Annotated in this window: 21 protein-coding genes and 5 tRNA genes; 6 read left to right on the top strand and 20 right to left on the bottom strand. The window is 41.6% G+C overall.

The window, feature by feature from the left end:
* The first annotated feature begins 128 nt into the window (after positions 1 to 128).
* Genes EJ103_RS03055 through EJ103_RS03045 form a run of 3 tightly spaced genes read left to right on the top strand, consistent with a single transcriptional unit; the run spans position 129 to position 1,961 of the window.
* A complete protein-coding gene (locus tag EJ103_RS03055) occupies positions 129 to 764 on the top strand; it encodes an energy transducer TonB (protein ID WP_126005987.1) in 636 nt (211 codons plus the stop codon).
* A 14-nt stretch (positions 765 to 778) separates the two neighbouring features.
* A complete protein-coding gene (locus EJ103_RS03050) occupies positions 779 to 1,351 on the top strand; it encodes a sigma-70 family RNA polymerase sigma factor (protein ID WP_126005985.1) in 573 nt (190 codons plus the stop codon).
* Positions 1,338 to 1,961: a hypothetical protein gene (locus EJ103_RS03045; RefSeq protein WP_126005983.1), complete on the top strand. Its 624-nt coding sequence runs from the start codon at positions 1,338 to 1,340 to the stop codon at positions 1,959 to 1,961. The genes EJ103_RS03050 and EJ103_RS03045 overlap by 14 nt, the downstream gene beginning before the upstream one ends.
* Before the next feature lie 92 nt (positions 1,962 to 2,053).
* On the opposite strand, the gene EJ103_RS03040 is transcribed toward EJ103_RS03045, so the two are convergent.
* The 16 genes from EJ103_RS03040 to xerD form a co-directional block, all read right to left on the bottom strand.
* The gene (locus EJ103_RS03040) at positions 2,054 to 3,715 is read right to left on the bottom strand and encodes a P-loop NTPase fold protein (protein WP_126005981.1); all 1,662 of its coding nucleotides are present in this window, start codon (positions 3,713 to 3,715) and stop codon (positions 2,054 to 2,056) included.
* Positions 3,716 to 3,930: 215 nt separating this feature from the next.
* A complete protein-coding gene (locus EJ103_RS03035) occupies positions 3,931 to 5,673 on the bottom strand; it encodes a potassium/proton antiporter (RefSeq protein ID WP_126005979.1) in 1,743 nt (580 codons plus the stop codon).
* Between the two features lie 174 nt (positions 5,674 to 5,847).
* Positions 5,848 to 7,224 carry a Na+/H+ antiporter NhaC family protein gene (locus EJ103_RS03030; RefSeq protein WP_126005977.1) on the bottom strand — a complete coding sequence of 459 codons (1,377 nt, stop codon included), beginning with the start codon at positions 7,222 to 7,224 and terminating at the stop codon, positions 5,848 to 5,850.
* Between the two features lie 187 nt (positions 7,225 to 7,411).
* Positions 7,412 to 9,076 carry a penicillin binding protein PBP4B gene (gene pbp4b, locus EJ103_RS03025; RefSeq protein WP_126005975.1) on the bottom strand — a complete coding sequence of 555 codons (1,665 nt, stop codon included), beginning with the start codon at positions 9,074 to 9,076 and terminating at the stop codon, positions 7,412 to 7,414.
* A 9-nt stretch (positions 9,077 to 9,085) separates the two neighbouring features.
* Positions 9,086 to 10,264: a DUF1343 domain-containing protein gene (locus EJ103_RS03020; protein ID WP_126005973.1), complete on the bottom strand. Its 1,179-nt coding sequence runs from the start codon at positions 10,262 to 10,264 to the stop codon at positions 9,086 to 9,088.
* Positions 10,265 to 10,802: 538 nt separating this feature from the next.
* Positions 10,803 to 10,879: transfer RNA gene (locus EJ103_RS03015), tRNA-Arg, on the bottom strand.
* 138 nt (positions 10,880 to 11,017) lie between these two features.
* Positions 11,018 to 11,094 (bottom strand) — tRNA-Arg (locus EJ103_RS03010).
* A gap of 147 nt (positions 11,095 to 11,241) precedes the next feature.
* Positions 11,242 to 11,318, bottom strand: a tRNA-Arg gene (locus tag EJ103_RS03005).
* A gap of 149 nt (positions 11,319 to 11,467) precedes the next feature.
* Positions 11,468 to 11,544, bottom strand: a tRNA-Arg gene (locus tag EJ103_RS03000).
* A 34-nt stretch (positions 11,545 to 11,578) separates the two neighbouring features.
* Positions 11,579 to 11,671 (bottom strand) — tRNA-Ser (locus tag EJ103_RS02995).
* Between the two features lie 128 nt (positions 11,672 to 11,799).
* Positions 11,800 to 11,982, bottom strand: coding sequence for a hypothetical protein (locus EJ103_RS02990; RefSeq protein WP_024031585.1), 183 nt, complete (start codon positions 11,980 to 11,982; stop codon positions 11,800 to 11,802).
* A gap of 396 nt (positions 11,983 to 12,378) precedes the next feature.
* The gene (gene lysS, locus EJ103_RS02985; protein ID WP_004588007.1) at positions 12,379 to 13,914 is read right to left on the bottom strand and encodes a lysine--tRNA ligase; all 1,536 of its coding nucleotides are present in this window, start codon (positions 13,912 to 13,914) and stop codon (positions 12,379 to 12,381) included.
* A 26-nt stretch (positions 13,915 to 13,940) separates the two neighbouring features.
* Positions 13,941 to 15,039, bottom strand: a protein-coding gene (prfB, locus tag EJ103_RS02980; protein ID WP_096041210.1) for a peptide chain release factor 2 whose coding sequence is annotated in 2 segments (ribosomal slippage) — positions 13,941 to 14,963 and positions 14,965 to 15,039 — 1,098 coding nt in all. Because the reading frame shifts where the segments join, the coding sequence is not laid out codon by codon here.
* 144 nt (positions 15,040 to 15,183) lie between these two features.
* On the bottom strand, positions 15,184 to 16,905 hold the full coding sequence (gene recJ, locus EJ103_RS02975; RefSeq protein WP_054983767.1) for a single-stranded-DNA-specific exonuclease RecJ: 1,722 nt from the start codon (positions 16,903 to 16,905) through the stop codon (positions 15,184 to 15,186).
* Positions 16,906 to 17,196: 291 nt separating this feature from the next.
* Entirely contained in the window at positions 17,197 to 17,925 is a 729-nt protein-coding gene (gene dsbC, locus EJ103_RS02970; protein WP_004588004.1) for a bifunctional protein-disulfide isomerase/oxidoreductase DsbC, read from the bottom strand.
* 60 nt (positions 17,926 to 17,985) lie between these two features.
* Positions 17,986 to 18,912: a site-specific tyrosine recombinase XerD gene (xerD, locus tag EJ103_RS02965; RefSeq protein WP_126005971.1), complete on the bottom strand. Its 927-nt coding sequence runs from the start codon at positions 18,910 to 18,912 to the stop codon at positions 17,986 to 17,988.
* A gap of 106 nt (positions 18,913 to 19,018) precedes the next feature.
* Here xerD and fldB point away from each other — a divergent pair, with 106 nt between their 5' ends.
* On the top strand, positions 19,019 to 19,540 hold the full coding sequence (fldB, locus tag EJ103_RS02960) for a flavodoxin FldB (protein WP_004588002.1): 522 nt from the start codon (positions 19,019 to 19,021) through the stop codon (positions 19,538 to 19,540).
* 34 nt (positions 19,541 to 19,574) lie between these two features.
* Here fldB and EJ103_RS02955 read toward each other — a convergent pair whose 3' ends face one another.
* Positions 19,575 to 20,522, bottom strand: a complete 948-nt coding sequence (locus EJ103_RS02955) for a DMT family transporter (RefSeq protein ID WP_126005969.1) — start codon at positions 20,520 to 20,522, stop codon at positions 19,575 to 19,577.
* 192 nt (positions 20,523 to 20,714) lie between these two features.
* On the opposite strand from EJ103_RS02955, the gene EJ103_RS02950 reads away from it, so the two are divergent.
* Positions 20,715 to 21,629 (top strand): LysR substrate-binding domain-containing protein, encoded by a 915-nt coding sequence (locus tag EJ103_RS02950; protein ID WP_054983746.1) that lies wholly within the window; start codon positions 20,715 to 20,717, stop codon positions 21,627 to 21,629.
* A gap of 2 nt (positions 21,630 to 21,631) precedes the next feature.
* Here the strand turns inward: EJ103_RS02950 and EJ103_RS02945 are convergent, their stop codons facing one another.
* The 3 genes from EJ103_RS02945 to EJ103_RS02935 all read right to left on the bottom strand — a co-directional run bounded on the left by EJ103_RS02945 (position 21,632) and on the right by EJ103_RS02935 (position 25,117).
* Positions 21,632 to 22,078, bottom strand: coding sequence for a DUF2147 domain-containing protein (locus tag EJ103_RS02945; protein WP_055254841.1), 447 nt, complete (start codon positions 22,076 to 22,078; stop codon positions 21,632 to 21,634).
* A 178-nt stretch (positions 22,079 to 22,256) separates the two neighbouring features.
* Positions 22,257 to 24,263 (bottom strand): alpha-amylase family protein, encoded by a 2,007-nt coding sequence (locus tag EJ103_RS02940; RefSeq protein WP_126005967.1) that lies wholly within the window; start codon positions 24,261 to 24,263, stop codon positions 22,257 to 22,259.
* A gap of 155 nt (positions 24,264 to 24,418) precedes the next feature.
* Positions 24,419 to 25,117 (bottom strand): methyltransferase, encoded by a 699-nt coding sequence (locus EJ103_RS02935; RefSeq protein WP_126005965.1) that lies wholly within the window; start codon positions 25,115 to 25,117, stop codon positions 24,419 to 24,421.
* A 76-nt stretch (positions 25,118 to 25,193) separates the two neighbouring features.
* On the opposite strand from EJ103_RS02935, the gene srmB reads away from it, so the two are divergent.
* The gene (gene srmB / locus EJ103_RS02930) at positions 25,194 to 26,423 is read left to right on the top strand and encodes an ATP-dependent RNA helicase SrmB (RefSeq protein ID WP_004587997.1); all 1,230 of its coding nucleotides are present in this window, start codon (positions 25,194 to 25,196) and stop codon (positions 26,421 to 26,423) included.
* Positions 26,424 to 26,471: the final 48 nt, after the last annotated feature.

Below are 26,471 nucleotides of genomic sequence, written 5' to 3'. Positions count from 1 at the left end.
ATAAGTAAAAATATAGCGAACGCTATTGTAACTAAACCCCGCAATTTTTATAAAATTATTTAACCCCTTTTTGATTTGCCCCCCGTTATAGCTTTTAAACAACCCAATAAGTTTACTCGGAGCGGCTTATGCACACACTTGAAGTACCCAATAATTCAGCATTTATTAAAACATCAACCGCCGTTATTGGCGGCGCAGTAATGACCTTTGTCGCCTTTGCATTTATGCAATACTTAATTAGTGGCGAGCAGCGCGCACCTATAAAACTCGGCGACGATATTATTGTAGAGATTTTTCAGGCACCAGAGGATTCACAAGTAAGGCATATACAAAAAATACAGCCACCACCGCCTGTGCCAAAAACGCCGCCTAAAGCGCCACCAATAGATACCTCAAACGACCCTGTAATAGCGATTAACGAATTAACACCAATCACTATTGATGATTTTGGAGATGATATAAATAGCACGATTAACCGCCCAACAGGCGATGCAACCCCCATAGTGCGCATAAATCCAAAATACCCAACATCTGCTGCGCGCAATGGCATAGAAGGCTGGGTACAACTGAGCTTTAGTATTTCGCCCACCGGCGAAGTAATAAACCCAGTGGTAATAAACGCCGAGCCCAAACGCACCTTTGACCGCGAAGCAATAAGAGCCATAAAACGCTGGAAATATCGCCCCAAAGTAATAGAAGGTGTGGCACAATTACAAACAGATCAAACCGTACAGCTCGATTTTAAATTAGATAACTCTATTTAACGGACTAAACGCCTATGCTACTCAGTATTAAGTCATGGTTATTTGAAACGCCAAGCAAGGATTGCATGGCAAGTTACGCAAAAAGTGGCGACAACCGCTACTTAGAGCAGCTTATTTCCCTATACAGTAACGATTTATATCACTACCTAGTGACGCAATCTAATACGCATTTAGCATACGACGTAAGCCAACAAACCTGGCTAAAAGTAATCGAAAAACGCCACCTTTACCAAGCGCAAACCACGCCAAAAGCGTGGTTATTTAAACTCGCGCGCAACACATTAGTAGACGAATACCGCAAACAGCAGCGCTTTGTAGAGCTTGACGAAAACACCCACCTACCCGCGCAGCAAAATGAGCAAGGTAATAACAATAGTATTAGCAATATAAATTACCAAGCGTTCGATAGCGCACTCAAGCAACTGAGCTTTGTACAGCGCGAAGCCATTACCTTACAACAAGAAGGCTTTAGCCTTGCCGACATAGAGCTTATAACGCAAAGCAACCATGAGAGCGTAAAAACAAGGCTGCGCTATGCCAAGCAAAACCTTAAACGTTTATTAGGAGCAAACAATGAACAAGCCTGATGAGCAGTTTGATCAAAAGCTCACTCAACACTACAAAGAGCGAAAAGCACGCACTACACTCAGCGCTTCCCAACAAAAAGCGTTACTTAATAATGCCAGCCATAAAAAGCCCTCAAGGCTTAGTTTTACGCTACAGTTAACCAGCCTTGCCTGCGCACTGGGCGTATTCGCATTTATTGTGTTTGATAGTAACGAGGGCATTAACCACGCACCTAAAACGGTGCTTAACAGCTCATTTAAAACTATAGACATTCACGACTACTCAATTATTAAAACCCACGAAATAACCCCATCGGGCAGTTACACAAGCGCCATTACCGAGCAAAAACACGCACTCGATACTCAACACGCTAATAGCTTGCGCTTACACCAACAACGCCACATAGAATACGGCACGCTCGTAAAGGTAGATAACGACTGGTTCATAGCCAGCTGTAATGACGAGGTACTGGTGCAAATTAAGCAGTCACTGCTCAGTGATTTAAAGGGTAAACATGCGGTAGAAAGTGGTCTAAATACGGGCGATATGCTCGCTATGGCGCATAACGGTAAAGGGCAGATTGTAGCGCTTAAACATGCGGGAGTTGGAGTTAGGCAGTGTGGGGCTTAGGTGGTTTAGCTCAGTTAAGGTTGGTGGTAGTGGTAATTTAGATATATATTACCACCGAGAACACAGAGGCGCTTCGCGCTGCACAGAGGTAGTTAACTATCGCCCATATAATCTAATGGTGAGGAAAGCTCTATAAAATCACGATATTGCTCTTTGGTAATTTTGTTGTATTCATCTTTGATATAGATATAGTTAAGCCATAATAAAGTAACTTCTGGAGAAATTCGTATTGAATGATGAGCTAGGTTCTTTTCTGCGTTTTGCAACTCAGTTAAACCGTCATCGCTATCAGGAATCCAAACATCATAAGGGTTTAATTCTGAGACAAAAACACGAAAAAAAATATTCTTAATAAATTTTGATAGTGAAATAGGATAATTCCCCGTGGAATAGCTATTTTCTTTTGGACCAAAATTGTCATTATAAAATGTACTTATATATCTCTGTGGCTCAATAAAATAGATTATCTCGGCTGATAAATACTCTTTTGATATATCCTTTTGTAAGAAGTCAGCTAGGCTAATATCTATGATCTTATTTTCATCACCTCGTTCTGTTCTTTTGAACCTACCATTTATTATCTCCTCATAAAGTGGGTGGTCTTTTTCATGGATACAAAACAAAATAGCGAGCACAAGAACATCTACTTTTTTGCCACTTGGTAAATTAATAATAATGGCTGTAATACGTTCAGTAATTTGAATAGCTGTTCTTGCTGATACCTGAAAGGCATCTAATACAACTGAGATATTAGCTAAAGTGGTTTCGGACGTTTTGGTACGAGGGAGCAGCTCAATTTTTTTACTTTCTAAATACGCAGTTTCAAATTTAGTTGTATCGCTATGTACTGATAAAAAGTCTTTTAAAACAGGACGCTTTAAACTGTAACGACTATTAAAAAAACGGCCTAAATAAACCTTAGCGTCAAACCCTTCACCGTATATTGATTTTATTGTATGTTGTAGCTGCTCGCTATCCGTAGCCACAACAAACACGATACCTTTTACATCAAAAATATGTTTAATTGTCTCAAGCATTTCTACTGCATAACTTGGGCGACAACGGTCTAATTCATCAATAAAAATAAATATGGGTAACGTTTTACCTTCCTGCTCTTCAAACTTACAGACCCAATCAGCTAACTTAGATTTTATTACTTCAATACTTTTGTTTTTAGCTTCATGATCTTTAATTAAGTTTTGTGCAAGCGCCTTTACTGCGGGCGAAAAGTCGCTGCCAGTTAACTTGTTAGAATTTTGCTTTTGATCATCTTCAATTTCTTCATCAGAGAATAGTAATGTGTGTAACTCATCTAAATCTATGCCTGATATTTTTTTAGTTAAGCCTTGTGCAATAGCAGGTGCAACGGCCTTAAACATAGAAACTGCACTCTTAGGAATAGTTATATTAAACTTAGCCTGACGTTGAAGCTGCTTGATGATACCTGCAATTACAGTTAAAAATGGGTCGTCTGAATAGTCTTGCTGCCATGCATCAATATATACAACAGGAAAATCTACTATTAATTCTCGTGACCAACGCTTAAGAAAATAGGTTTTACCTGCCCCCCATTCAGCATTGAGATTTAATACATAGTTTTTCTTTTGCTCATCATCAGGCCTACTTTCGTCATAACCTTCTTGAGCCAATAGCCTTGATAAGAAAGTGGCGTAGCGAGCTCTATCTAATTTATCTGCAGGAAAATATTCCTCTAATGGTGGCTTAGTTGCTTCACTCCAATTAAATTCTTTCATTTAATTCCTTTTAAGTAGTCTTTTTTCATAGTGCGATATAAAACGATCGCCGCTGAGTTCTCCGAGCTAATGCCCGACGCGCCAGCAAGCTGTACGCCTACAACAAACACTACATATAACTAACTTTAGTGCGCTCATTGCATTGGTGATACGTTGGGTTTCGTGTCACTCAACCCAACCTACTTCGCTAATATCTTATAAATCATTGGTAATGGCTATTGCTTTAAAAGTCGTTGTTCTGGATTGTGTAAGTATTTTAAGCCGATGGTCACTATACGTGTATGTACCATTGTTATAACGCGTAGTTGAACATTACCAATAACCACAATTGAGCCTTTACTGATTTCGCCTGAGAGCTTTTGGTTGATCACTTCTTCCAAGCTTATGCCCTCTGGCGCGTCTATTTTCATGTGATATGAGTAAAATATATCGCCTACTAGCGTAACCCCTTTCACTTTAAGTTCGTTACGCGCTAAGTGGCTGTCTTGGTGGTTTGTTTTATCGGTTGCTGTAAAAACTAAATCAACAAAAGGTCTGTTAGCAGGTTTTAAAACAACAAATAAATGATCGTTTGGTTTTAATTTAGTAGAGCCGCGTGGCGGTATGATTGATGGCCCTCGTGTGATCATGGCTACAACTACACTTTCTGGCAGTGCAGCATGAGACAAACTGCGCCCAGAAACGCGAGAAACATCACTTAACGTGTACTCTACAATTTCTATATCAATATCATTTAGGGCGGTAATTTCGAGCGTTGCAGCTGCTAAATCGGGTGGCGGCTCTATTAAACTTAACTTTTTAGCCATCCAAGGCATAGTTGAGCCTTGCAACGTGGCCGAGATTAACACCACGAAAAAAACCACATTAAAAATAAGCTCCGCCCCTGAAAGGCCAAACAACAGTGGGAATATAGCTAAAATAATCGGCACTGAGCCTCTTAGCCCCACCCAAGATACAAATAAAGTTTCGCGATTATTAAAGCCAAATAATTTTAAAATTGGCGCTACCGCTAGTGGGCGAGCAACAAAAATAAGTGCCAGTGCAATTAACAACCCTTCTAGCCATACATCAACCAAAGACGAGGGGTTAATTAAAAGCCCTAACACAACAAACATGGTTATTTGCCCAAGCCACGCTAAACCATCGTGAAAAAGAAAAATGCCGCGTTTATATACAAATTTACTGTTACCTAAAATAACGCCTGTTATAAATACAGCTAAAAAGCCACTGCCGCCAAGCGTTGCAGAAAGGCCAAAAGAAAGCAGCCCAAATGCGGTTACCATTACTAAATACAAACCTGATGCATTTAATTTTATTCGATTAATAAACCACACCGACACCTTACCAATTAAAAACCCACAAACGGCGCCTACGCCCATTTGCTGGGCAAATAACTGCAGTAAACCCAGCCCTATTGGCATGTCGTTCACTAGCATTTCGAGCAAACCAACCGTTAAAAAAATAGCCATTGGGTCGTTCGAGGCACTTTCTATTTCAAGGGTTGATTTAAGCTTTTTATTTAGGTGAATACCGGCGCTTCGTAAAAGTGCAAATACGGCTGCGGCATCTGTAGAGCCCACAATAGCGCCCAGCAAAACGCCTTGTAATACAGGTAAGTCTAAAATATAAGTGGCGACAAGGCCGGTAATTACAGCTGTTAATAGCACCCCAACCGTTGCTAAAGCCGAAGCAGGTTTCCACACTTGTTTAATAGAGCTGGTTGGCGTTTGTAGCCCACCATCAAATAGAATAATAGCCAGTGCTAACGTGCCCAGAGCATGCGCCGCCTCTGCGTTATCGAATGATATGCCGGCAATACCGTCTTCACCTGCCAGCATGCCCACCAGTAAAAATAGTACTAGCACGGGTAAGCCAACGCGCGCAGATAGCTTGCTCGAGATAACCCCTAGTAAAATTAAAATGGCACTAACAAGAATGATATTATCTATTACAAACATAGTGTGGGTTTACAGCCTTGTATAAGTTAAAAAGTAAGAATTTATAGCTATTAAAAAGCTTAAAGCTCATGCCATACAATAACCTAAAAAATATAAATACGGGTACTTAACTGCATATTTAAAACAAAAAAGCCTGCGATTAAGCAGGCTTTTGAGTATTTAAACGAGCAAATTTTATAACACTATTATGCTTGTTACTAAGTACGCTATAAACGTCAGTGCGCCGCCAAATAACGCATACGGTAGCTGCGTTTTAACGTGGGTGAGTAAGTCACACCCCGAGGCGAGTGCCGATACGGCGCTGGTGTCGGATATAGGGGAGCAGTGATCGCCAAATATACCGCCGCCTAAAATAGCGCCTACCACCAGTGAAGGTGGCAAACCGAGCGCTTGAATAAGCGGTACACCAATAGGAATAAGTATGGCAAATGTGCCCCACGAAGTACCTGTAGTAAACGACATAACCGCGCCGGTTAAAAACAGCACTGGTACAATTAAGTAAATAGGTAGGTAATCGCCCACTAGCGATGCAACAAATACGCCCGTGCCTAGCTCTTTTAAGCTGGCGCCCAGTGTAAGTGAAAGCAATACAATGCTCACCAGCGGTAATAACTCGCCCATGCCTTTAAAGCCGGTATCGACTAATTGATGGTGAGTAAATTGGCGCGAGCTAATCATTAAAACATATGCAACCACAATGGCTAATACCGTTGCGTATAAAACCGATTTAGAGCCGCTGCCTTCTGCAAGTACGCCGTTGCCGGTGTAAAACATAAAGCCTACCATGCTCACAATTAGGGTAAGTAATGGCACGAGCATGTAACGCGCTTTAGAGCCTTTTACTTCTTCTTTTAGATCGGTTTTTTGCAGCTCTAGCTTTTGCTCGGCTTCTTTCATTGGGCCATGTACTTTATCAAACGCGATAGTGTAAAACACAATGACTAGCGTGATAATGGCGTAAAAGTTGTACCCTACGCTGCCCCATAAAATAGAAACTGCCGATTCGCTTAGCTCGTAATTGCCAAGTAAACCCAGTACAAATGCGCCCCAGCCGTTAAGTAATATTAAAATACACACCGGTGCACTGGTACTATCAATAATATAAGCAAGGCGCGCTCGGCTCATTTTAAATTTGTCGAACAAGCCGCGCGATACAATACCTGAGGTTAATACGCTGAGGTTTGACTCTATAAATACCGCGATGCCGGTAAACATGGTTAAAAAGCCAACTTGGCGCTTACTTTTTGCAATGCCTTTATTCATAAGCATATTAACGGTGGCTGCTACGCCGCCTGATTCGCGTATGTAGGCAAGCAAGGCACCAATCATAATACTGAATATTAAAATGCGAGTGTTACCCGGCGAGCTTGCTACCGATATTATGCGCTCAATGGTATTTAAAAATGTAGCAAATAAGGTATTACCCTCGCCTTGTATAGCGAGTAATAATTCTGACGAAGCAACGGCCACCAAAAGTGCCATTATTACTTCTTTTCGCCAAAATACGATAGCGATAGCAATTAGCGGCGGTAATATAGAATACCAAGACATAAATTAACCTTTATTAATAGCGAAGTGCGTTCGCTTTATTCACGTTGAAACGCTTATTTTACAGGCCGTTTTAAAAATGAGGCCTGAATTTGTAAACCGCTTAGCTTAATGGATTGGCTTAGTTAAGTCACCTGCAAATAAATCACTTAAGGCACTGCACTTAGGCCGTTTTAGCCTAAACGATAATTTATTGATTTAGTAGTGCTTCGTAAATAAGCGATACCACCGAGCCATATTGCGCGGTCTCGTATTGTTTGCCCAAAAACCGGTAGTGTTTTTGCCCGCCTTTTATTTTTGTGTGCCGCGCATTGGTCAATAAAATAATGGCTAAATCGTAGGTTGGATCAATAACCGTTACTGTGCCCGTCCAGCCAGTGTGCCCATACGCTTGTGCGCTTGCGTAAGGGCCAAAATGCCAACGCCTGGCTTGGTTGTTACCTGCAAGCCTAAAGCCTAGGCCATAGGTTTCGTTGTTTAATTGTGGCGTTACAAACTGCGCTAAGGTTGATGCGCTAAATAACTGGGTATTGCCAAAACCACCTTGGTTTAATAGTACTTGGCAAAGCACAGCTAAATCGGGTGCATTACTAAATAAACCGGCATGCCCTGCTACGCCATTAAACGAATAAAATGCTCGCTCGTCGTGCACTTCGCCTTGCAAAACATTGGTACGAATATTTTCAAAGGCAATACGGCCATCACGGGTATTGCCGCTAAGCTCGGTTGCTGCAAATTCAGCGCGTTTAAAGCCCTTTTTAAGTGGGTTAAATACCGTATTGGTCAGTTTAAGTGGGGCGTAAATGTGTTGCTCTAGGTAGTCATCAAGTGGTTGCCCGGTTATTCGCTCAACTATCACGCCTAAAATCATGTAATCAATATCGGAGTAAACGGCTTGTGCGGGGTATTTATTACTCAGCGGCACTTGCGTAAGTAACAGCTGCTTTGTGGTTTGGCTATTTTGCGAAAAATACGCATCGCCATTTTTAGTTTCTTTACGATGAAAATCAAACACAGGCGGGTACCCCGCTGTATGCGTAAGTAAATTTTTAACTGTGCGCAGCTCGCGGCCATCACCTTTGTATTCGGGTAAGTAACTTTGTACGGAGTTATTTATATTTAAAAGCCCTTCACTTACAAGTTTCATAAGGGCAAAATTAGTGGCAAATATTTTGGTGTTAGAGGCTAAATCAAAAAGAGTATGTGTTTGCATTGGCTCTGGGCGTAGTAGCATTAAATCACTTTGTTGGTACTGTTTGGCATCGCCATAGGCGCTAAGCTTTATGAGTTCGCCACTTTTAATAACGGCTAATACTGCCCCAGGAAAACCAGCTTGTATGTCTTTTTCAATAAGGGCATCGACCTGGCTAAAGTCTATATTACTTTGCGCAGCGGTATTTAAGGTCGGAAACTCAAAGCGCAAGGTAAGGCTTGCGCCTTTAGGTTTAATATTTTCAACCTTAAACGTATTTACCCCGTTGTGGGTGCGCCTTGCTAGCGAATACTCATATAAAGTATTAGCGGCTAATTGGTTGGTAATATTAAGCTTTTGGTTATTTATAAAAATATCGGCGCTTATCGCGTTATTATTTTGAATTAATAACTGCCCTCGCCCTTTATACGCTTTGAATGTGCCACGGTTATTTACGTACTCACGGCTACTTGGGTTAGCCTCAGGAAAAGTGACAATAACTTGGGCGTTTGGAAGCGTTACTAATTTGCTTTGCTTAAGCTCACTTGCTGTAAACTCATTTGGCTTATTTGCCGTACTGCACGCTACAAGAGTAACACTAACAAGCGCCAGTAAAGCCGTTTTAAAACAGCTGCTTAATTTTTTATTTATTACTAAAGCCATTTGCACCCCTTACTTGTACAGCAAATACGGCGCTCGTTGCTTTTTAAATGCTGCAAGCCCTTGCTGCCAACTTTGTTTTATTTGCCGCTCTGATTGCCCTGCTTCAATAGCTAACCGTAGTTTGTTGGTACCAGCCAATTTATCCATAAAATCAGCGCGTTCAAAAAAGGTAATATTGTTTTTAGATAATTTATTATAAGCCGTAATTAAATAACTTAAATCAAGCCCACGCGTGTTTGCTGTGCGTAGATCGAGCCCTTTTACAGGAGTATTTTTAAATTTAGGGTTTGCTGCCGCCCCTTTAATAGAGCGCGGTGTAAAACTAAAATCCCCAAGCGCAACGGGCGAGTAGCCAATTACTTGAAACGCAAAGTCGGTGCCTCTGCCAATACTTACAGGGGTTGCCTCAAAAAAGCAAAGCGACGGATACAGCGCAATTGATTGATCGTTCGGTAAATTAGGGCTGGGTTTTACAGGTAAATTGTAGGATGTTGAGCGCGTGTAATGATCAACTGGGATCACAGTAAGCTTTAAATCAGCCGCTTTATTGATCCAGCTTTCGCCTTTGATCATTTTTGCAAGCTCGCCTACCGTCATGCCGTGCAGCACGGGTATTGGGTGCATACCTACAAACGATTTAAATTGGCGCTCAAGTATTGGCCCATCAACGTAGGCAATATTGGGGTTTGGCCTATCAAGCACAATAAACTCAATACCTTGCTCGGCTGCGGCTTCCATCATGTAATGCATAGAGCTTATGTAGGTATAAAAGCGCACGCCCACATCTTGTATATCAAAAATAATAACATCTACATTGCTAAGAGCTTCGGCGCTTGGTTTTTTGTTTTTGCCATAAATAGAAATAAGCGGGATACCGGTTTTACTATCAACCGCATTTTTAACATGGGCTCCAGCGTCGTGATCGCCTCTAAAGCCATGCTCAGGTGCAAAAATTTTGGTTATGGTTATATTTTTAGTGAGTAAGGCATCTACTAAATGAGTATTTTCAACAAGCGATGTTTGATTTACCACAAGCCCAACACGCTTATTTTGTAGCTGCGGCAAATAATGTTTGTATTGAGCAGCGCCAACAATTGGCGTTATTTGAGCTGTGTGAGCGTGCGCGCCCACATTAAAAATAGTGATAATAAATAGTAAAACAAAGGTGATGAATACAGCTTTAAACATACAGCAAGTTCCTTTTAAACAAGGTGTTTAAAATACCACAGCTTAAGTTAAAGAGCAGTGAATGGTTTTGAGCTGTACATAAGTAACTAGAAGCTGCGCTTCTAACGTGATCACGCTCTACGTCCACGACAATTAAACTCAGGGTTTAAAGTTTTCCCGTAGGCGCTAAGCTTGCTAGCGCGACGAGCATAGCTCGTAAATGGGTTAAATACTAATGTTGGTTTTGAGCTTCTCATTTATTCCTCTTTCACTTCTCTTTGTAATGTTTCTTAAAACAAATTATTCACAAAGAGGTTAAGAGGCGCTGCGCTTTTAGAGAAGTGACTGAATAGAAGATTTGGCACTATGTAAAATTGGATTTTACTAATACCTGATAGCTGAAAGCTTTCTCAAATTTCAGACACAAAAAAACCGACTTAATGTCGGCATATGTATGAAAGTGGTGGGCGCAGGACGTATCTTCTAAGAGTGAACCTCCGACCGCTTGGCTTAAAGCCAACACTTTACTTATTTATACTCTAAGCAGAGTCTATGAAAGTGGTGGGCGCAGGAGGATTCGAACCTCCGACCGCCTGGTTCGTAGCCAGGTACTCTATCCAGCTGAGCTATGCGCCCACTTTCATTTTTTCTTATTTATACTCTAAGCGGAGTTTCTGAAACAATAAATATAAGTATACATCGTAAAATATGCGCTTAACTTATATGTTATTTCAGACACAAAAAAACCGACTTTTGTCGGCTTATTTATGAAAGTGGTGGGCGCAGGAGGATTCGAACCTCCGACCGCCTGGTTCGTAGCCAGGTACTCTATCCAGCTGAGCTATGCGCCCACTTTCATTAGTTACTTGTTTATACTCTAAGTTAGAGTGTGTAAAAGTGGTGGGCGTAGGACGTAACTTTTAAGAGTGAACCTCCGACTGCTTGGCTTTAGCCAACACTTTCTACTTGTTTATACTCTAAGCAGAGTGTTGTAAAAGTGGTGGGCGCAGGAGGATTCGAACCTCCGACCGCCTGGTTCGTAGCCAGGTACTCTATCCAGCTGAGCTATGCGCCCACTTTTACTGTTTGCTTATTTATACTCTAAGCAGAGTGTGTAAAAAGTGCTGGAAGCAGGACGTATCTTGTAAGAATGAACCTCCGACCGATTTGGTTTTAAACCAAACACTTTAACTTATTTATACTCTAAGCAGAGTGTGTAAAGAGTGGTGGGCGCAGGAGGATTCGAACCTCCGACCGCCTGGTTCGTAGCCAGGTACTCTATCCAGCTGAGCTATGCGCCCAATCTTTACTTTACAAGACTGCCATTAAAAGAAATGGTGGAGAAGGAGGGATTCGAACCCTCGATAGAGCTACAAACTCTATACTCCCTTAGCAGGGGAGCTCCTTCGGCCACTCGGACACCTCTCCGTCTTGTGGGGCGTATAATAAAGATTTCAGAAAATATGTCAAACACTTTTATGCCAAAAATGACTATCTGGTTACAGAACGCACATAAGTCAGCTTTAATTGTATAATTGGTTTGAAAAGTAAACGATTTAAATATTTTTGTCTTGTGGATTAACGCCCATTAAAGGCACTAAATCATCTTTGAGCTGCGCTAAATATTGCTCTTGGTAACCTAATTGCTGAAATTCAGCAATACAGGCTCGGTAATAAGCTTGTCGCTTTTGCTCTGTGGTGTCAGTTTCTGGCGATTCTTCAACTCGGTTGTCTTTCATATTATATTCTAAGTCCATTTGAGAATTCATATTTAGAGTGCTATTTTAACCCAGCTCAAAATTTTGGCGTATTTTAGCTAAGTTTTTTACATAAATACAACATAATGTTTAAAAAACAGTCATAAAATTACGTTATAGCACCGTTATTAAGGTTATTTAAAACAAGGCTACATTAAATAACCCAATCTGAATTAACTATTAATAAGTACTAATAACTAGCTTTAAAATTTAGTTTAGTACTAATTAATTAAAAAGCGAACAATCTTATCCTCTCTTTCGTCTGTTTTTATAAAGCAATTTACTCTCCAACTTTTTCTGCATTGGCGCTTATTTTTATACTCACACAAAAACGCCGCTAAAATTTAGCGGCGTTTATCGCATTTATTTTGTTAAAGCTTAGTCAGCTTGTGGGCGCATATGCGGGAACAAAATAACATCTTTAATGGTTGGTGAATCAGTAAATAACATTACTAAGCGGTCAATACCAATACCTTCACCGGCAGTAGGCGGTAAGCCGTACTCTAGTGCGCGTATGTAGTCTTCATCGTAATGCATTGCTTCATCATCACCGGCGTCTTTTTCTTCAACTTGGCGAGTAAAGCGCTCTGCTTGATCTTGTGCATCGTTAAGCTCCGAGAAGCCATTTGCAAGCTCACGTCCGCCAACAAAAAACTCAAAGCGGTCGGTAACAAATGGGTTTTCGTCGTTACGGCGCGCAAGTGGCGATACTTCCCACGGGTAGCCTGTAATAAATGTAGGTTGGATAAGCATGTGCTCAGCCGTCTCTTCAAATATTTCACATAAAAACTTACCAGGGCCCCATACACAATTTTCAGGAATTTTAACGTGCACTTGTTTAGCGTACGCTTTTAGTTCTTCAAAGTGGTTTTCTGGGTCATTAAATACCGCAGCATCAAACTCAGGGTTATATTTTAAGATAGCATCAGCCATGCTTAGGCGCTCAAACGGTTGGCCAAAGTCGTACTCTACTGAGTCGATAACTTCGCCGTTTTCATCTTTAGTGGTATTAACTACAATTGGGCTACCTAAAACGTTAGTTGCAACTGTACGTAGCATGTCTTCGGTAATGTTCATCAGATCGATGTAATCAGCGTAGGCTTGGTAAAATTCAATCATAGTGAATTCTGGGTTGTGGCGCGTTGATAACCCTTCGTTACGGAAGTTACGGTTAATTTCAAATACGCGGTCAAAACCACCTACTACTAAACGCTTAAGGTAAAGCTCAGGTGCTATACGTAAGTACATGTCTATATCAAGTGCGTTATGGTGAGTCACAAATGGACGCGCAGACGCACCGCCAGGAATAACCTGTAGCATTGGCGTTTCTACTTCCATAAAGTCGCGCTCTGCTAAAAAGCGACGAATACCTTCAACTACTTGTGAGCGAATGCGGAATGTTTCGCGCGTTGCTTCGTTAGTAATTAAATCAACATAACGTTGACGGTACTTGGTTTCTTGATCTGATAAACCATGAAACTTCTCTGGTAATGGGCGTAGTGACTTAGTAAGTAGTTCGTACTCGGTCATTTCTACGTATAAATCGCCTTTACCTGATTTATTAAGCGCACCTTTAACACCAATAATATCGCCAATATCTAGTTGGCCATATTTTGCTTTTAAGTCTTTTTGCACATCTTTAGATGCGTAAGCTTGTACACGGCCTTTCATGTCTTGAATGGCCATAAAAGGACCACGCTTAGCTAAAATACGGCCAGCAATTGATACAACGTGCTTAAGCTCTACTAATTCTTCTTTACTTTTATCACCAAACTCAGCCTGTAAATCAGCCGTGTAATGTTCACGACGGAACTGATTAGGATGACCGTTGGCTGGGCAATTTTCGCGAATAGCGTCTAATTTGCCGCGACGCTCAGCGATTAACTTATTTTCGTCTTGGATTTGATCAGTCATTTTTTAGCTCTTTTTTAGCTTGGTGGTTATAGGCCAGATTTTAGGCTGGCTTCAATAAATTTGTCTAGGTTGCCGTCAAGTACCGATTGCGTATTACGGTTTTCAACGCCAGTTCGTAAATCTTTAATACGTGCATCATCAAGTACGTAAGAACGAATTTGACTTCCCCAGCCAATATCCGACTTTGCGTCTTCTTGCGATTGCTTTTCAGCATTTTGCTGCTGAAGTTCAAGCTCAAATAATTTTGCTTTTAACTGCTTCATTGCTTGGGCTTTATTTTTGTGTTGAGAACGCTCGTTTTGACACTGAACAACCGTGTTGGTAGGTACGTGAGTAATACGTACTGCCGATTCGGTGGTATTAACGTGCTGACCACCCGCGCCCGATGCACGGTAAACGTCTATACGTAAGTCAGCCGGATTAATATCAATTTCAATATTGTCATCTACTTCTGGGTAAACAAACGCAGAGGCAAACGAGGTATGACGACGACCACTTGAATCAAATGGGCTTTTACGTACTAAACGGTGTACGCCTGTTTCTGTGCGCAGCCAACCATATGCGTATTCGCCTACAAAGCGCACTGTTGCACCTTTAATACCGGCTACATCGCCATCGGTTGCTTCTACTAGCTCAACTTTAAAGCCTTTCGCTTCGCCCCAGCGTAAATACATGCGTAATAACATGTTACACCAGTCTTGTGCTTCAGTACCGCCAGACCCAGACTGTAAATCAAGGTAAGCATCGTTTGCATCGTGAGAGCCCGAAAACATACGGCGAAACTCTAAACCCTCAAGCTGTTTATTTAAGCCTTCAAGTTCAGTTTGCGCTTCAACAAACGTGTCTTCGTCTTCGGCTTCTACTGCAAGCTCTAATAAACCTTCTACGTCGTCAGCACCTGCTACTAAGTTGTCGATTGTTTCAACAACGGCTTCTAAGGCTGATTTTTCACGGCCAAGTGCTTGTGCGCGCTCAGGTTCATTCCATACGGCTGAATCTTCAAGTTCGGCGTTTACTTCTTCTAGGCGCTCTTGTTTGTGAGCGTAGTCAAAGGTACCCCCGAAGCAGTTCAGTACGTTCGCGAATTTCCTTGATTTGATTAATCACAGGATTCACTTCAAACATGTACATTACTCCAAAATGGCTAGATTATTGCGCGCTAAAATTAGCACTAAACGCAATAAATTATCGTCAAATGATAAAAACGCCCGATTTTAACAAAAAACCGCGCGCTTTATTAGCCTTTTATGCATGCATTGTGCATATTTTTTAATGCACTTTTTCAAGCTCGCGAACAATTAATTGCAGGCTAAACTTGCCTCTAAATTCGTTTATGTCGAGCTGATAAGCCACTTTGACATAACGGGCCTCGGTGTCGGGCCATGCTTTTACATCTATTCCAAATGCAATGGCGTCAACTAAGCGCCCAGATTGATGTTTAAGCACCAGTTTTAAGTGTTTTTCGCCTACTATACGCTGCTGAATAACTTCAAAGGTGTGCTCAAATACCGGCTCAGGAAATTGCTGCCCCCATGGGCCTGATTGCTTTAATAGCTGAGCAAAGTCCATTGTAAAGCACTCGTTTGGCAGCTCGCCATCGGTAAATACAATGCAGCGTTTACTCTCTTCGCTTAACTGCGCGCTTACAGCAGCATCAAACGCGTTTTTAAAGTCATTAAAATTTTGCTCATCAATACTTAGCCCTGCCGCCATGGCATGGCCGCCAAATTTATTAATTAAGTGCGGGTCGGCGGTATTTAGCCCTTCGAGTAAATCGCGCATGTGTAGCCCTTCAATAGAGCGGCACGAGCCTTTTATTTCACCGTTTTCGCCACCGGCAAAAATAACGGTTGGGCGGTGGTATTTTTCTTTTAAGCGACCCGCCAAAATACCAATAACACCTTGGTGCCAATCTTCTTGGTATAAACAAATGGCATCGGGAATGTTGTCGTCACTAAACGCGAGCCTATCAAGCACAGCTTGCGCCTCGGCTTGCATGCCCTGCTCTATTTCGCGCCGTGCATGGTTTAAGCTATCTAACTCGCTGGCAATGCGCCTTGCTTGGTTTATATCGGTACTTAATAAGCACGCTATGCCCAAACTCATGTCATCTAGTCGCCCTGCTGCGTTTAAACGCGGGGCCAACGAAAAACCAAAGTCACTGGCGCTTAAACGCGCTGCATTACGATTAGCCACTTCAATAAGCGCAGTAATACCTGGGCGTGTTTTACCGCTGCGAATACGCGCTAACCCTTGATGTACTAAAGTGCGGTTATTTGCATCAAGCGCGACTACATCGGCCACGGTGCCTAGGGCAACTATATCAAGCAAGTCGGCCAAATTTGGCATAGCATGGCGTTCAAAATAACCTTGCTCTCGTAACGTGCTTCTAAGAGCTATAAGCAAGTAAAAGGCAACGCCGACACCCGCAATTGATTTTGAAGGAAAACGGCAATCATGACGGTTTGGGTTAACAATTGCATCGGCATTAGGGAGCTGCTCCCCTTGCAAGTGGTGATCAGTAACCAGTACTTTAATGCCCACTTTTTTTAGTATGTCTATGCCTGCAATACATGAAATACCGTTATCTACCGTAATAACCAGCTCTGGTTTTATATCAACAATTTGCTCAGCAAGCGCTGGGCTTAAACCATAGCCTAAGCTAAACCTGTCCGGTACAAGGTAGTCTAAGTTATTAAAACCAAACATTGCCAAGCCTTGCATTAAGGTGGCTGTACTGGTTGCGCCATCGGCATCGAAGTCGCCAACAATTAAAATGCGGCTTTGCGCATTCAGCGCATCAATTAATAGCTCGGTGGCTTTATCGATGTCTTTAAACAGTTTAAAGTCGATTAGCGTGGCTGCACTATTATTTAGCTCGTGTGCATTTTGCACGTTACGCGTGGCATAAATTTGCTTAATAACAGGGTGCAGATCGCTTGGCAGGTAAGAATCGTCTACATTTTCGCGCGCAATGATCAGTTTTTTCATGCTGGTTTTTAACTTATGGTGTTCATAATAAAAAGACAAAAAAAGGCCGTAAAGGCCTTTTTAAACCAATTCGCTTAATTAAGTGATCTATTTTGAGGCTGAAAAAACGTGTTGATAGCTAGGCAATAAATTCGCTATTTAGTTGTTCTCGGCAATAGCTCCTGCATTGCTCTACCTTCTGCATCCATGCAGTCGTAAATAAGTTTTTTAACGCCGGTAAAAAACGTTTAGCCCCGCAAAATGATTAAGTATTATCGCGGATTGGTATTAAACAGTTACTCAGATTTTTAATTAACCTGCTTTGTTCGCCTCAAGCGCTGCACTTAATGCCGCGGCTGGCTGGTAGCCAGGGATCATTGTACCGTCTTCTAAAATAATGGCTGGCGTGCCACTAATACCAAAGCTTTGGCCTAGCTGGTAATGCTCAGCTACTGGTGCGCTACAACCGGCAACTACTTTAGTGTCTTCGCCTGATTTAGCTTCTGTTAGTGCCTCTTGTTGGTCGCGTGCACACCATACATTCATTAAATCGGCGTAGCCCGAACCTTGCAGTCCACCACGCGGAAACGCTAAATAACGAACAGTAATGCCTGCATCAAGCAAGTCGTCTAGTTCGCGGTGTAATTTACGACAATAGCCACAACTAATATCGGTAAATACCGTAATTTGGTGTTTTTCGTTAGGCGCTTTATAAACAATCATTGAATCTTGGTATTCTTTAATACCTTCAACACGGACACCATTTAACGCTTGCTCGGTTAAGTTGCTGCGGTTGTTTAAATCAATTAGCGTGCCTTGCATTAAAAACTGGCCGTCTGGGCTGGCGTAAAGTACACCTTTATTTGTAATAAGCTCTTTTAAACCGGCAACAGGGCTTGGGTTTATTTGCTTAACTGTTACACCTAACGTGGCAAATTTAGTAACAATAGGATCATTAGCATCTGGCGTTGTGGCTACGCCATTTGCAAATGCACTAATACTTGTGCACAACATTGCACCTGCTAACATTAATTTTTTCATAATTTTCTCTATCTAATAATACGTACTAAATTGACCGCTAAGCTGATATTAAATTTCATATTACGCGCGCGGATGATGCTCTGAGTGTACCGATTTTAATCGCTCATTGGCAACATGGGTATAAATTTGTGTAGTCGATAAGTCGCTGTGCCCTAACATCATCTGCACCACTCTTAAGTCGGCACCATGATTAAGTAAATGTGTTGCAAAGGCATGACGCAACGTATGCGGCGATAAATCAGACTCAATAGACGCCAAAATAGCATAGTGTTTAATACGATGCCAAAAGGTTTGTCGGGTCATACCTACACCGCGTTTAGAAGGAAACACAAAATCGGTGGCGTGTTTTATCATTTGTGCACGCCCCCCTTTTAAAAACTGCTCAAGCCAGTACATGGCTTCTTCGCCTAAAGGTACTAAGCGCTCTTTGTTGCCTTTACCTTTTACAAACACAACCGACTGGCGCAAGTTAATTTGCTCCATACGCAGCCCTACAAGCTCGGTTACACGCAAGCCCGTAGCATAAAGTAGCTCTAGCATGGCTTTATCGCGCAGCCCCATTGGCTCTTCAATATTGGGGGCACTTAATAATGCCTCTACCTCAGCTTCTGAGAGCGTTTTAGGTAACGATTGACCCGCTTTTGGTTGCGCAATGTTTTCAAGCGGTGAGCTTGTGATACGTTTTTCACGTACAAAATACTGATAAAACCGCTTTAACGCACTTATGCTGCGTGCCGTGCTACGTGGTTTTAACCCTAAATCTACGCGATACGCTAGATAGCTTTCTATATCTAAGCTGGTTACCGTCATTAAGCTTTCGCCTTTTAAAAACTGACAAAACTTATCTAGGTCACTGCGATACGCGCTAAGGGTGTTTTCGCTTACACCTTGCTCTAAGTACAAGCTATCTAAAAAGGTTTCTAGAAAGTCGCTGTTGCTGTTTAGCTCGGTATTTGGTTCAGGTAAATCGTCAGGTAGCGTTGTCACGTTGTGATCTCATGTTGGTAATACCCACGGTAGAAGGTATCAATTAAAAATACCTTACGGTAAACTGCGCCCTATCATAACAGGCAATTACACAGTGATAAATACGATGCAGATTGGTTTATTTTTTGGCTCTACTACATGCTACACAGAGATGGCAGCAGAAAAAATTCGCGACCTTATTGGCGCCGATGTAGTGACCTTACACAATATTAAAGACGAACCACTTAAAAATGCAGAGCAGTACGACTTTATCATCTTTGGTATTTCAACATGGGATTTTGGAGAAATACAAGAAGACTGGGAGTCTAAGTGGGACGACATTAAAGATGTAAACCTAAATGGTAAAACCATTGCTTTATTTGGCATGGGCGACCAACAAGGTTACGGACAATGGTTTCAAGACGCCCTTGGTATGCTTCACGATGAAATAAATACCCAGTCGTTTACGCAACTTGGTTTTTGGCCAAACGATGAAAACTACGAGTTTGAAGCGTCAAAAGCACTTACCCCCGATGGCAAACACTTTGTTGGCCTAGCGCTTGATGAAGACAGCCAATACGAGCTAAGCGATGAGCGCATAGCCAGCTGGGTTGAACAAATAATGACAGAGTATAGCGAAACGCTATAACGAGTTTGGCCTAAACCATGTTTAGGCCAATACATTACAAATAACTAAGTTTTTTAGCGCACTTTTTTTCACGTATTTTTGCTTGCCTTTGCAATAGCCAATTAGGCGCAAAGGTATCAATAATACATGCCAGTACAATAAGCGCAGAGCCTATTACTTGCGATAAACTTAATGTTGTATCGTAAAAAATTAGCTGAAATAACAACGCAAATAATAAGTTAGAATAAATAAGCGGCGCTAGCTGCGAGTTAGAACTGGCTAATCGGTACGCCTTTCCTCTAAAAAACTGCGTTGCAGCAGTCGAAAACCCAATTAATGCCACCATCAGTAATAAACTATAATTGCTTATATCGATTGCAAAACCTTGGTAAAAGCGCTCACCTTCGCTGGTAAACATTAATACTGGCACCATAAAAATGGCAGCCAGCGTAAAACTCCAACCGTTAATAACCATCATCGGAAGCTTAATTTTACTGGCTCTAAACAAGGTGATTTGCGAGCAGGCATTAAAAATACCAGCCCCTAAACCAATTAATAAGCTCCAGCGCCATTGTATGCCATCGCTATGAATATTTTGAATAATCACACCCGCAAACATCAGCGCCATTGTAGGTAGCAATAACCAATTTAATTTAGTTTTAAAAAGCACCCGTTCTATTAGCGGTATAAATAATGGCCCAGTGCTAAATAAAATAACCGCCTCCACCAGCGTTAAAGTATTTAGCGCCACTAAAAAGCAGTTTTGGCACAGCACTATAAAAATTGCGCGAATAGCAAAGGTTCGCCATGCTGATTTATTAGGTAGCTGCCATTTAATACCTGCCGCCAATGCCAGCATAATAATCGCGGGTAAAAACACCCGTAAAAAAACCACTTCGCTGGTGCTAAAGTAATCGGTAAGCAACTTGGCTATAAAGCTATTTAACGCCAAGGTAAATGTAGAGAGCAGCATAAACACACTAGCACGAGAATTTAACGTCACCGCAGTTATCCTTTGAATAAAAAATGAATGTAAAAAGCAAAATTAAAGGCTTAATTTTTTTAATCTATTTATTATTTTTCAAAAAATTGGCATTGGCTTTTATGGCGCTAATTTTACGTGTACTTTATAAATTTAAAAGCGAATAATATTAAACTAACCTGTAAGTAAAACTTAACTGTTAATAAATAACCTATGATCAAATCTGCGCCGTTAAAATCTCTCTATACGTTTATAGCTGTTGCCGAAACTGGCAGCATGGTGCTCGCGGCTGAGCAGCTAAGTATTAGTCACTCGGCGGTAAGTCAGTCTATTAAAGCGTTAGAGTTACAACTTAATACACCGCTTTTTAATCGCATTGGTCGCCGCGTTGAGCTCAACCCTGTGGGTGAGCGCTATTACAAACGCATAGCCCCGGCCATGGCTGAAATTTTAGCAGCCAGCCAAGAGGCAAGTAACACAGCGAATGAGCCAACTTATTTAACACTCAATATGGTTAACTCACTAGCACTGCACTGGTGGATCCCTAGGGTGGCTGATTTTCAGCGCATTTCGCCAAACAGCGACATTCGTATTTCTAACTTGGTGGGAGAATTTGATTTAGAGCGTGAAGGGATTGATGCAGCGATTATTCATGGCCAGCCCGATAAGTGGCAAAAATATCACTGTGAAAAACTAGCCGACGATCAGTTAATTTTAGTCTGTAACCCACAGCTTTTAGTTGGCTTAAATAAAGATGAGTTAACCGCGCAAAATTTGCTGCAGCGTTTTAAAGCAATCTACGTTACCAACCCACGTAGGCAAAACGATTGGCAAACGTGGTGCGAGGCTAATAATTTAGCGCAGCCTAAGCAGCATAATAACTTAACCTTTAATATTTCAGTGCAAGCAACGCAAGCCGCGATGCGCCAGCTTGGCGTTTTGGTCACCCACAAACAATTTGTACGCGACGATATAAAGCACGGCATGCTCACGCAAATTGGCCAAAGCATTGTAAATCCGCATCAGCAGTTTTATTTTGCAACGAGCCACGCCATGCTTAATCACCCACAGGTAAGCGCATTACGAGCATGGCTTAAACGCGAGTTTTTAAAAACAGCAAACGAGTAGTGCTATTCCACACGTTGCCAATATTGGTTACGGTAAAAAAAGCCTATATAGCCACGTACTTCTAATGTTTTACCGTCGTTTTGTGGCGTTAGTTGCACGGTATAAGTTTTACCATTTGTAGGGTCAAGTATTTCACCATCGCCCCACACGCCATCATCTTCTGGTTTTACATCAGTGATTATGGTCATTCCTAAAATAGGCTGATTTTTTAATGCCCCATCACACTCTTTACAAATACCGGTTTGTTTAGCTGGGTCTAAAATAGTCTCAACTTTACCACTGAGCACCTTATCGTTTTGAGTAATGCGTACATACGATTTAGCCTCGTTGGTGTCTTCATCTATGGTTTTCCAAAGCCCAACAGGAGTCATGTTTGCAAGCGCACCTTGGCTTATAAATAAAGCCGCAGCGAGTGTTGTTAGTAACGGTAATTTGTTTAACTTTTTCATTGTGTTGCCTAAATTAAAAATGGCGAATAAAACGATAATACCAGCTGATTTATAAACGCACTATTAAATTAAACTGCTATTTAGGTACATATAAAAGTAAAAAACCAAGTGCGCGTTAACCCACTTGGTTTTTAAATTGGCTGATAGTTTTTTAACGTACGCGTTTTAAAGTACGTATTTAAAAGTCACGTACCTCTACACTTGAGCGGTTAAATTCAAACATATTAATTTTGCCGCACTGTGCCATATGGTTAGTACTTGTATAGGGGGTATTTGCTTGGCTTATATCGCCTTCCCACTCTTGGCCATTTTTTATAAATGCTTTTAATTCAAACCATCCGTTAACGGCTTTACTGCAATCCATATCAACATCAAGCATCCAATAGTGTTCGCCCCATATATTAAGGGGTGTAACACCAAAGCCATCTACTGCTACCGATTTTTGGGCGCCATATTCACTTGGCCAAACATTTGTAGTCCAATCCATGGCAGTACCTTGCGCTTCACTGCTTTGGCCTTGTTCAATTCCATACCAATCTAGGTAGTTATCGTTTGCTTTCCAAGGCGTTGTGGTATTGTTTTTTAGATTGTTATGGCGAATTGGCATAGCACATTCAACATTTGTTGTTTGGCAGTTTCTAGCAAGGTTTGTATTTGCATAGGTGTGATCTATACCACCGCGTACAAACATGTCTTGTCCGCTTTGTGTTTGAGCATTAATAAAAATAACGGTTCTTTGCCAGTCGCTATTATTAGGCACTGCCTCTTGGGTTAATTTAGCATTTTTATGAATTGCTATTGCATCCCATGGCGCTACATTTAAATTGATGGTGCCGTTGCTATTAACTGTTATTACTTCACCGCTACAGCTAGTAGCATTACCCAAAAGCTCGCCTTTTAACACATTGCAGTACTGTCCAGGCGCCATATCTGTTTGAATTGTTGCATTAAGCGTTGAGTCTTCTTTATTAATTGCCATATGACCTGAGCTACCACGTCCAAATGCAATCTGGTTATGGGTGTTATCCCACCAATTTGTTACTACCCAGTTGTCGGCTGTGTTATTTCTAAAATCGACACCACCCGCAATATAAGACCAACGATGCTCACACTTCCAGTTACTTGCAAAACATTCTAAATTACCATTATTGTGCACCGGTACACTTGGCCCACCCGCATCTGTATCGCCGTGAAAATCATAACTCGACATTACTTTTGGATACCCATACGGGTATGCCAACATAAATACGTTGGCTAGGTCGTATAAACGGCCATCTTCAAAGGTGATTACATTACCTGCACCACCATGGCCGCGCTGATTGTCGTGGTTATCTACAAATACCACAGCTGATGAACTTGGCATAAAGCCCCAGCCTTCACCAAAATTACTTAACCATGCAAGCGAGCCATTTCTAAAGGTATTACCAAGCTGCGTACTGTATTTAAACTCGGTAACTAGCCCTGTACTTAAATACTCTGAGGCTGCAACCGCTTCAGTACCTTGATCTATCACCTCATGAAACACCACTGGCGAGCCATTTATTTTTGCCATTAAACTTTGAATATCACTTGCAGCAACATGTTTAGCAGCATCAAACCTAAAACCTTTAACACCCATAGCTTGAAGATCATTAATATATGCCGCTAATATATTTTGCACATAATTTGAAGAAGTGTTTAAATCGGCCAGCCCTACTAGCTCACAGTTTTGCACGCGATAACGGTTATTACCGTAATCTTCTGGGTTAATAGAGCAACTTTCGTGAAAATCTTGTGGGCTATAAATAGGGTATTGTTTATTACCAAAAGTGTTACCAGCAGTGCCCGTACCACTGCCGGCTGCCATATGGTTTATTAATGTATCAACATATATATCGACGCCTGCGGCGTTACAGCGATTAACCATATCTATAAATTGCGAACGGTTACCGCCTCGGCTTTGTAGTTGGTAGCTCACAGGTTGATAGCGAGTCCACCATTGGCTACCTGTAATATGCTCGTTAGGCGGAGACACCTGTACAGCAGCGTACCCTTTTGGTCCTAAAAACTGCTCACATTCTTGGGCTACATCTTGCCAATTCCATTCAAATAAATGCACAAATGTTGTAGGCGCAGCCGATACTAAACTTGGTAAGGTTAAACCTAAGCTAAGACCTGCAGTGGTGATCATTTTATTCAGTTTCATAGTGTGTGTTTCCAGTGTTGGGCGAGTTAAACAACATACTCGACGTTATTTACAAGTGGTTAACACTAGTTTGAGAGTTGCTCAAATAAAAACTGAATACGTATGCATAATGGGTAAACTATCCTTTATTACTAGATAATTACCAGCCTTAAAAATTACATCTTCAAGTAAAACGCTTTACATAACGCAATATAATCATCGCTGTAGCGGTTGTTTTCATCTTTTATGCATAGGGAGGTAAGCTCAGGTAAAGTGTTTACTAAGCTAAAACGCATCAAACTACGGCTAAATGCTTTACTTGGTGTGGTTTTTACTTGGCAATGCGCGTTTAAATAAAGCCCGCTTTGTTTTGCCAATTCAACGAATAAGCCCGCCTCTGTGGTGGGTAAAATTACGTTAAAGCACGAATACTTATGGCTTAAACGCATATAGGCATGTATTAGCTCGTCAAAACTTAAACCATCGGTATGGCGTGCGGTATTACGGGCATCGCTTAGCCCTTTTAAACTGCGGTTAAAATAAGGGGGGTTAGATATCACGACATCAAATGGCGCCGCCTGTTTAAACGCTTGTATAGTGGTGTGCTTTACTGTGATATTTGGCCACGGGCTAGAGGCTATATTTTGCTGCGCTTGCTTGTAAGCAGCTTCATCAATTTCAACAGCGGTTATGCTAAGTGCTGGTTGGCGCTGTTTACACATAAGCGCAAGTAAACCGGTGCCTGTGCCTATATCGAGTAATGTGTTGGCGCCTTTTAAATACGCCCATGCGCCAAGTAAAATGCCGTCGGTTGAGACCTTCATAGCACAGCTATCGTGCTCAACCTTAAATTGTTTAAACGTAAACCCTGACATTTTTTCACCTTTTCATTCACCAACTGGCGTATAGCGCGTATAATTGCAGGTAATTGTCCCTTATTTTAGACACTCTATGCAATTTTCTGAATTTGATCTTGATACTAAACTACTCAACGCCATTGATAAAATGGGCTACGAGACACCAACCAGCATTCAACAACAAGCTATTCCTGAAGCGCTGCAAGGTCGCGATATTTTAGCATCAGCACCTACTGGCACAGGTAAAACGGCGGCATTTTTAATTCCGGCTATTCAATACTTAATGGATTTTCCGCGTCGCGACCCAGGTTTTGCACGTGTGTTAATAATGACCCCAACCCGTGAACTGGCTTATCAAATTCATGAGCAATGTGAACTGCTTGCTAAAGGCACCCACCTTAAAATTGGTGTAGTAACAGGTGGTATAAACTACGGCACCCATAAAGAAATTTTTGAAAACAATAACGATATTTTAATCGCCACACCAGGGCGTTTAATGGAATACCTTGAAACCGAAAATTTCCATGCTGAAAACGTAGAAATGCTTATTCTTGATGAAGCCGACCGCATGTTAGACATGGGCTTTAGAAAAGAAATGCTGCGCATATGTGACGAAGCTAAAAACCGTCGTCAGTGCTTTTTATTCTCTGCGACGTTAGAAGGCGATAGCGTTGAGTTATTTGCAGAGCGTATTTTAAACGACCCAGCTTTACTTGAAGCCGAATCGTCACGCAAAGAAAAAGCAAAAATTCATCAATGGGTTCACCTTGCTGATGATTACCACCACAAGCTTGAGCTGTTGGTTAATACCCTAAACGGCCCAGATGTAAGTAAAGCCATTGTGTTTGTAAAAACCCGTGAGCGCCTAGAAACGCTAATTGGTGAGCTAACTAACAATGGCGTAAAAGCCGCGTGGCTGCGTGGCGAAATGCCGCAAGATAAGCGCATGAAAGCGATGGAAAATTTCCACAGTGGCAAAACGCGCATATTAATAGCAACCGATGTTGCGGCTCGCGGTATTGATGTTTCTGACATTAGCCACGTAATTAACTTTGATATGCCGCGCACTGCCGATGTCTATGTTCACCGTATTGGCCGTACTGGCCGTGCAGGTAAAAAAGGGATTGCTATATCATTAGTTGAAGCGCACGACATTGGCATTTTATACAAGGTTGAGCGATACACAGAGCAAAAACTTAAGCGCCGCATAATTAAAGGGCTTGAGCCACAGCATAAAGAAGCTAAGCCACCCGCTAAAAAGCGTAAAGATCCGGTAAAAATGAAAGCTAAGAAAAAAGCCAAAGCTAAAATTAAAAAGAAATAGCACACCATAAATAAAAAAGCCGGCAGTTGCCGGCTTTTTTGTACCCGT

Origin of the sequence: Pseudoalteromonas sp. Xi13 (assembly GCF_003952205.1) — a bacterium.
Taxonomy (GTDB): Bacteria; Pseudomonadota; Gammaproteobacteria; order Enterobacterales; family Alteromonadaceae; genus Pseudoalteromonas; species Pseudoalteromonas atlantica.
Note: the sequence above shows the minus strand (reverse complement) of the source record. Positions and strands in the feature narration are given on the sequence as shown.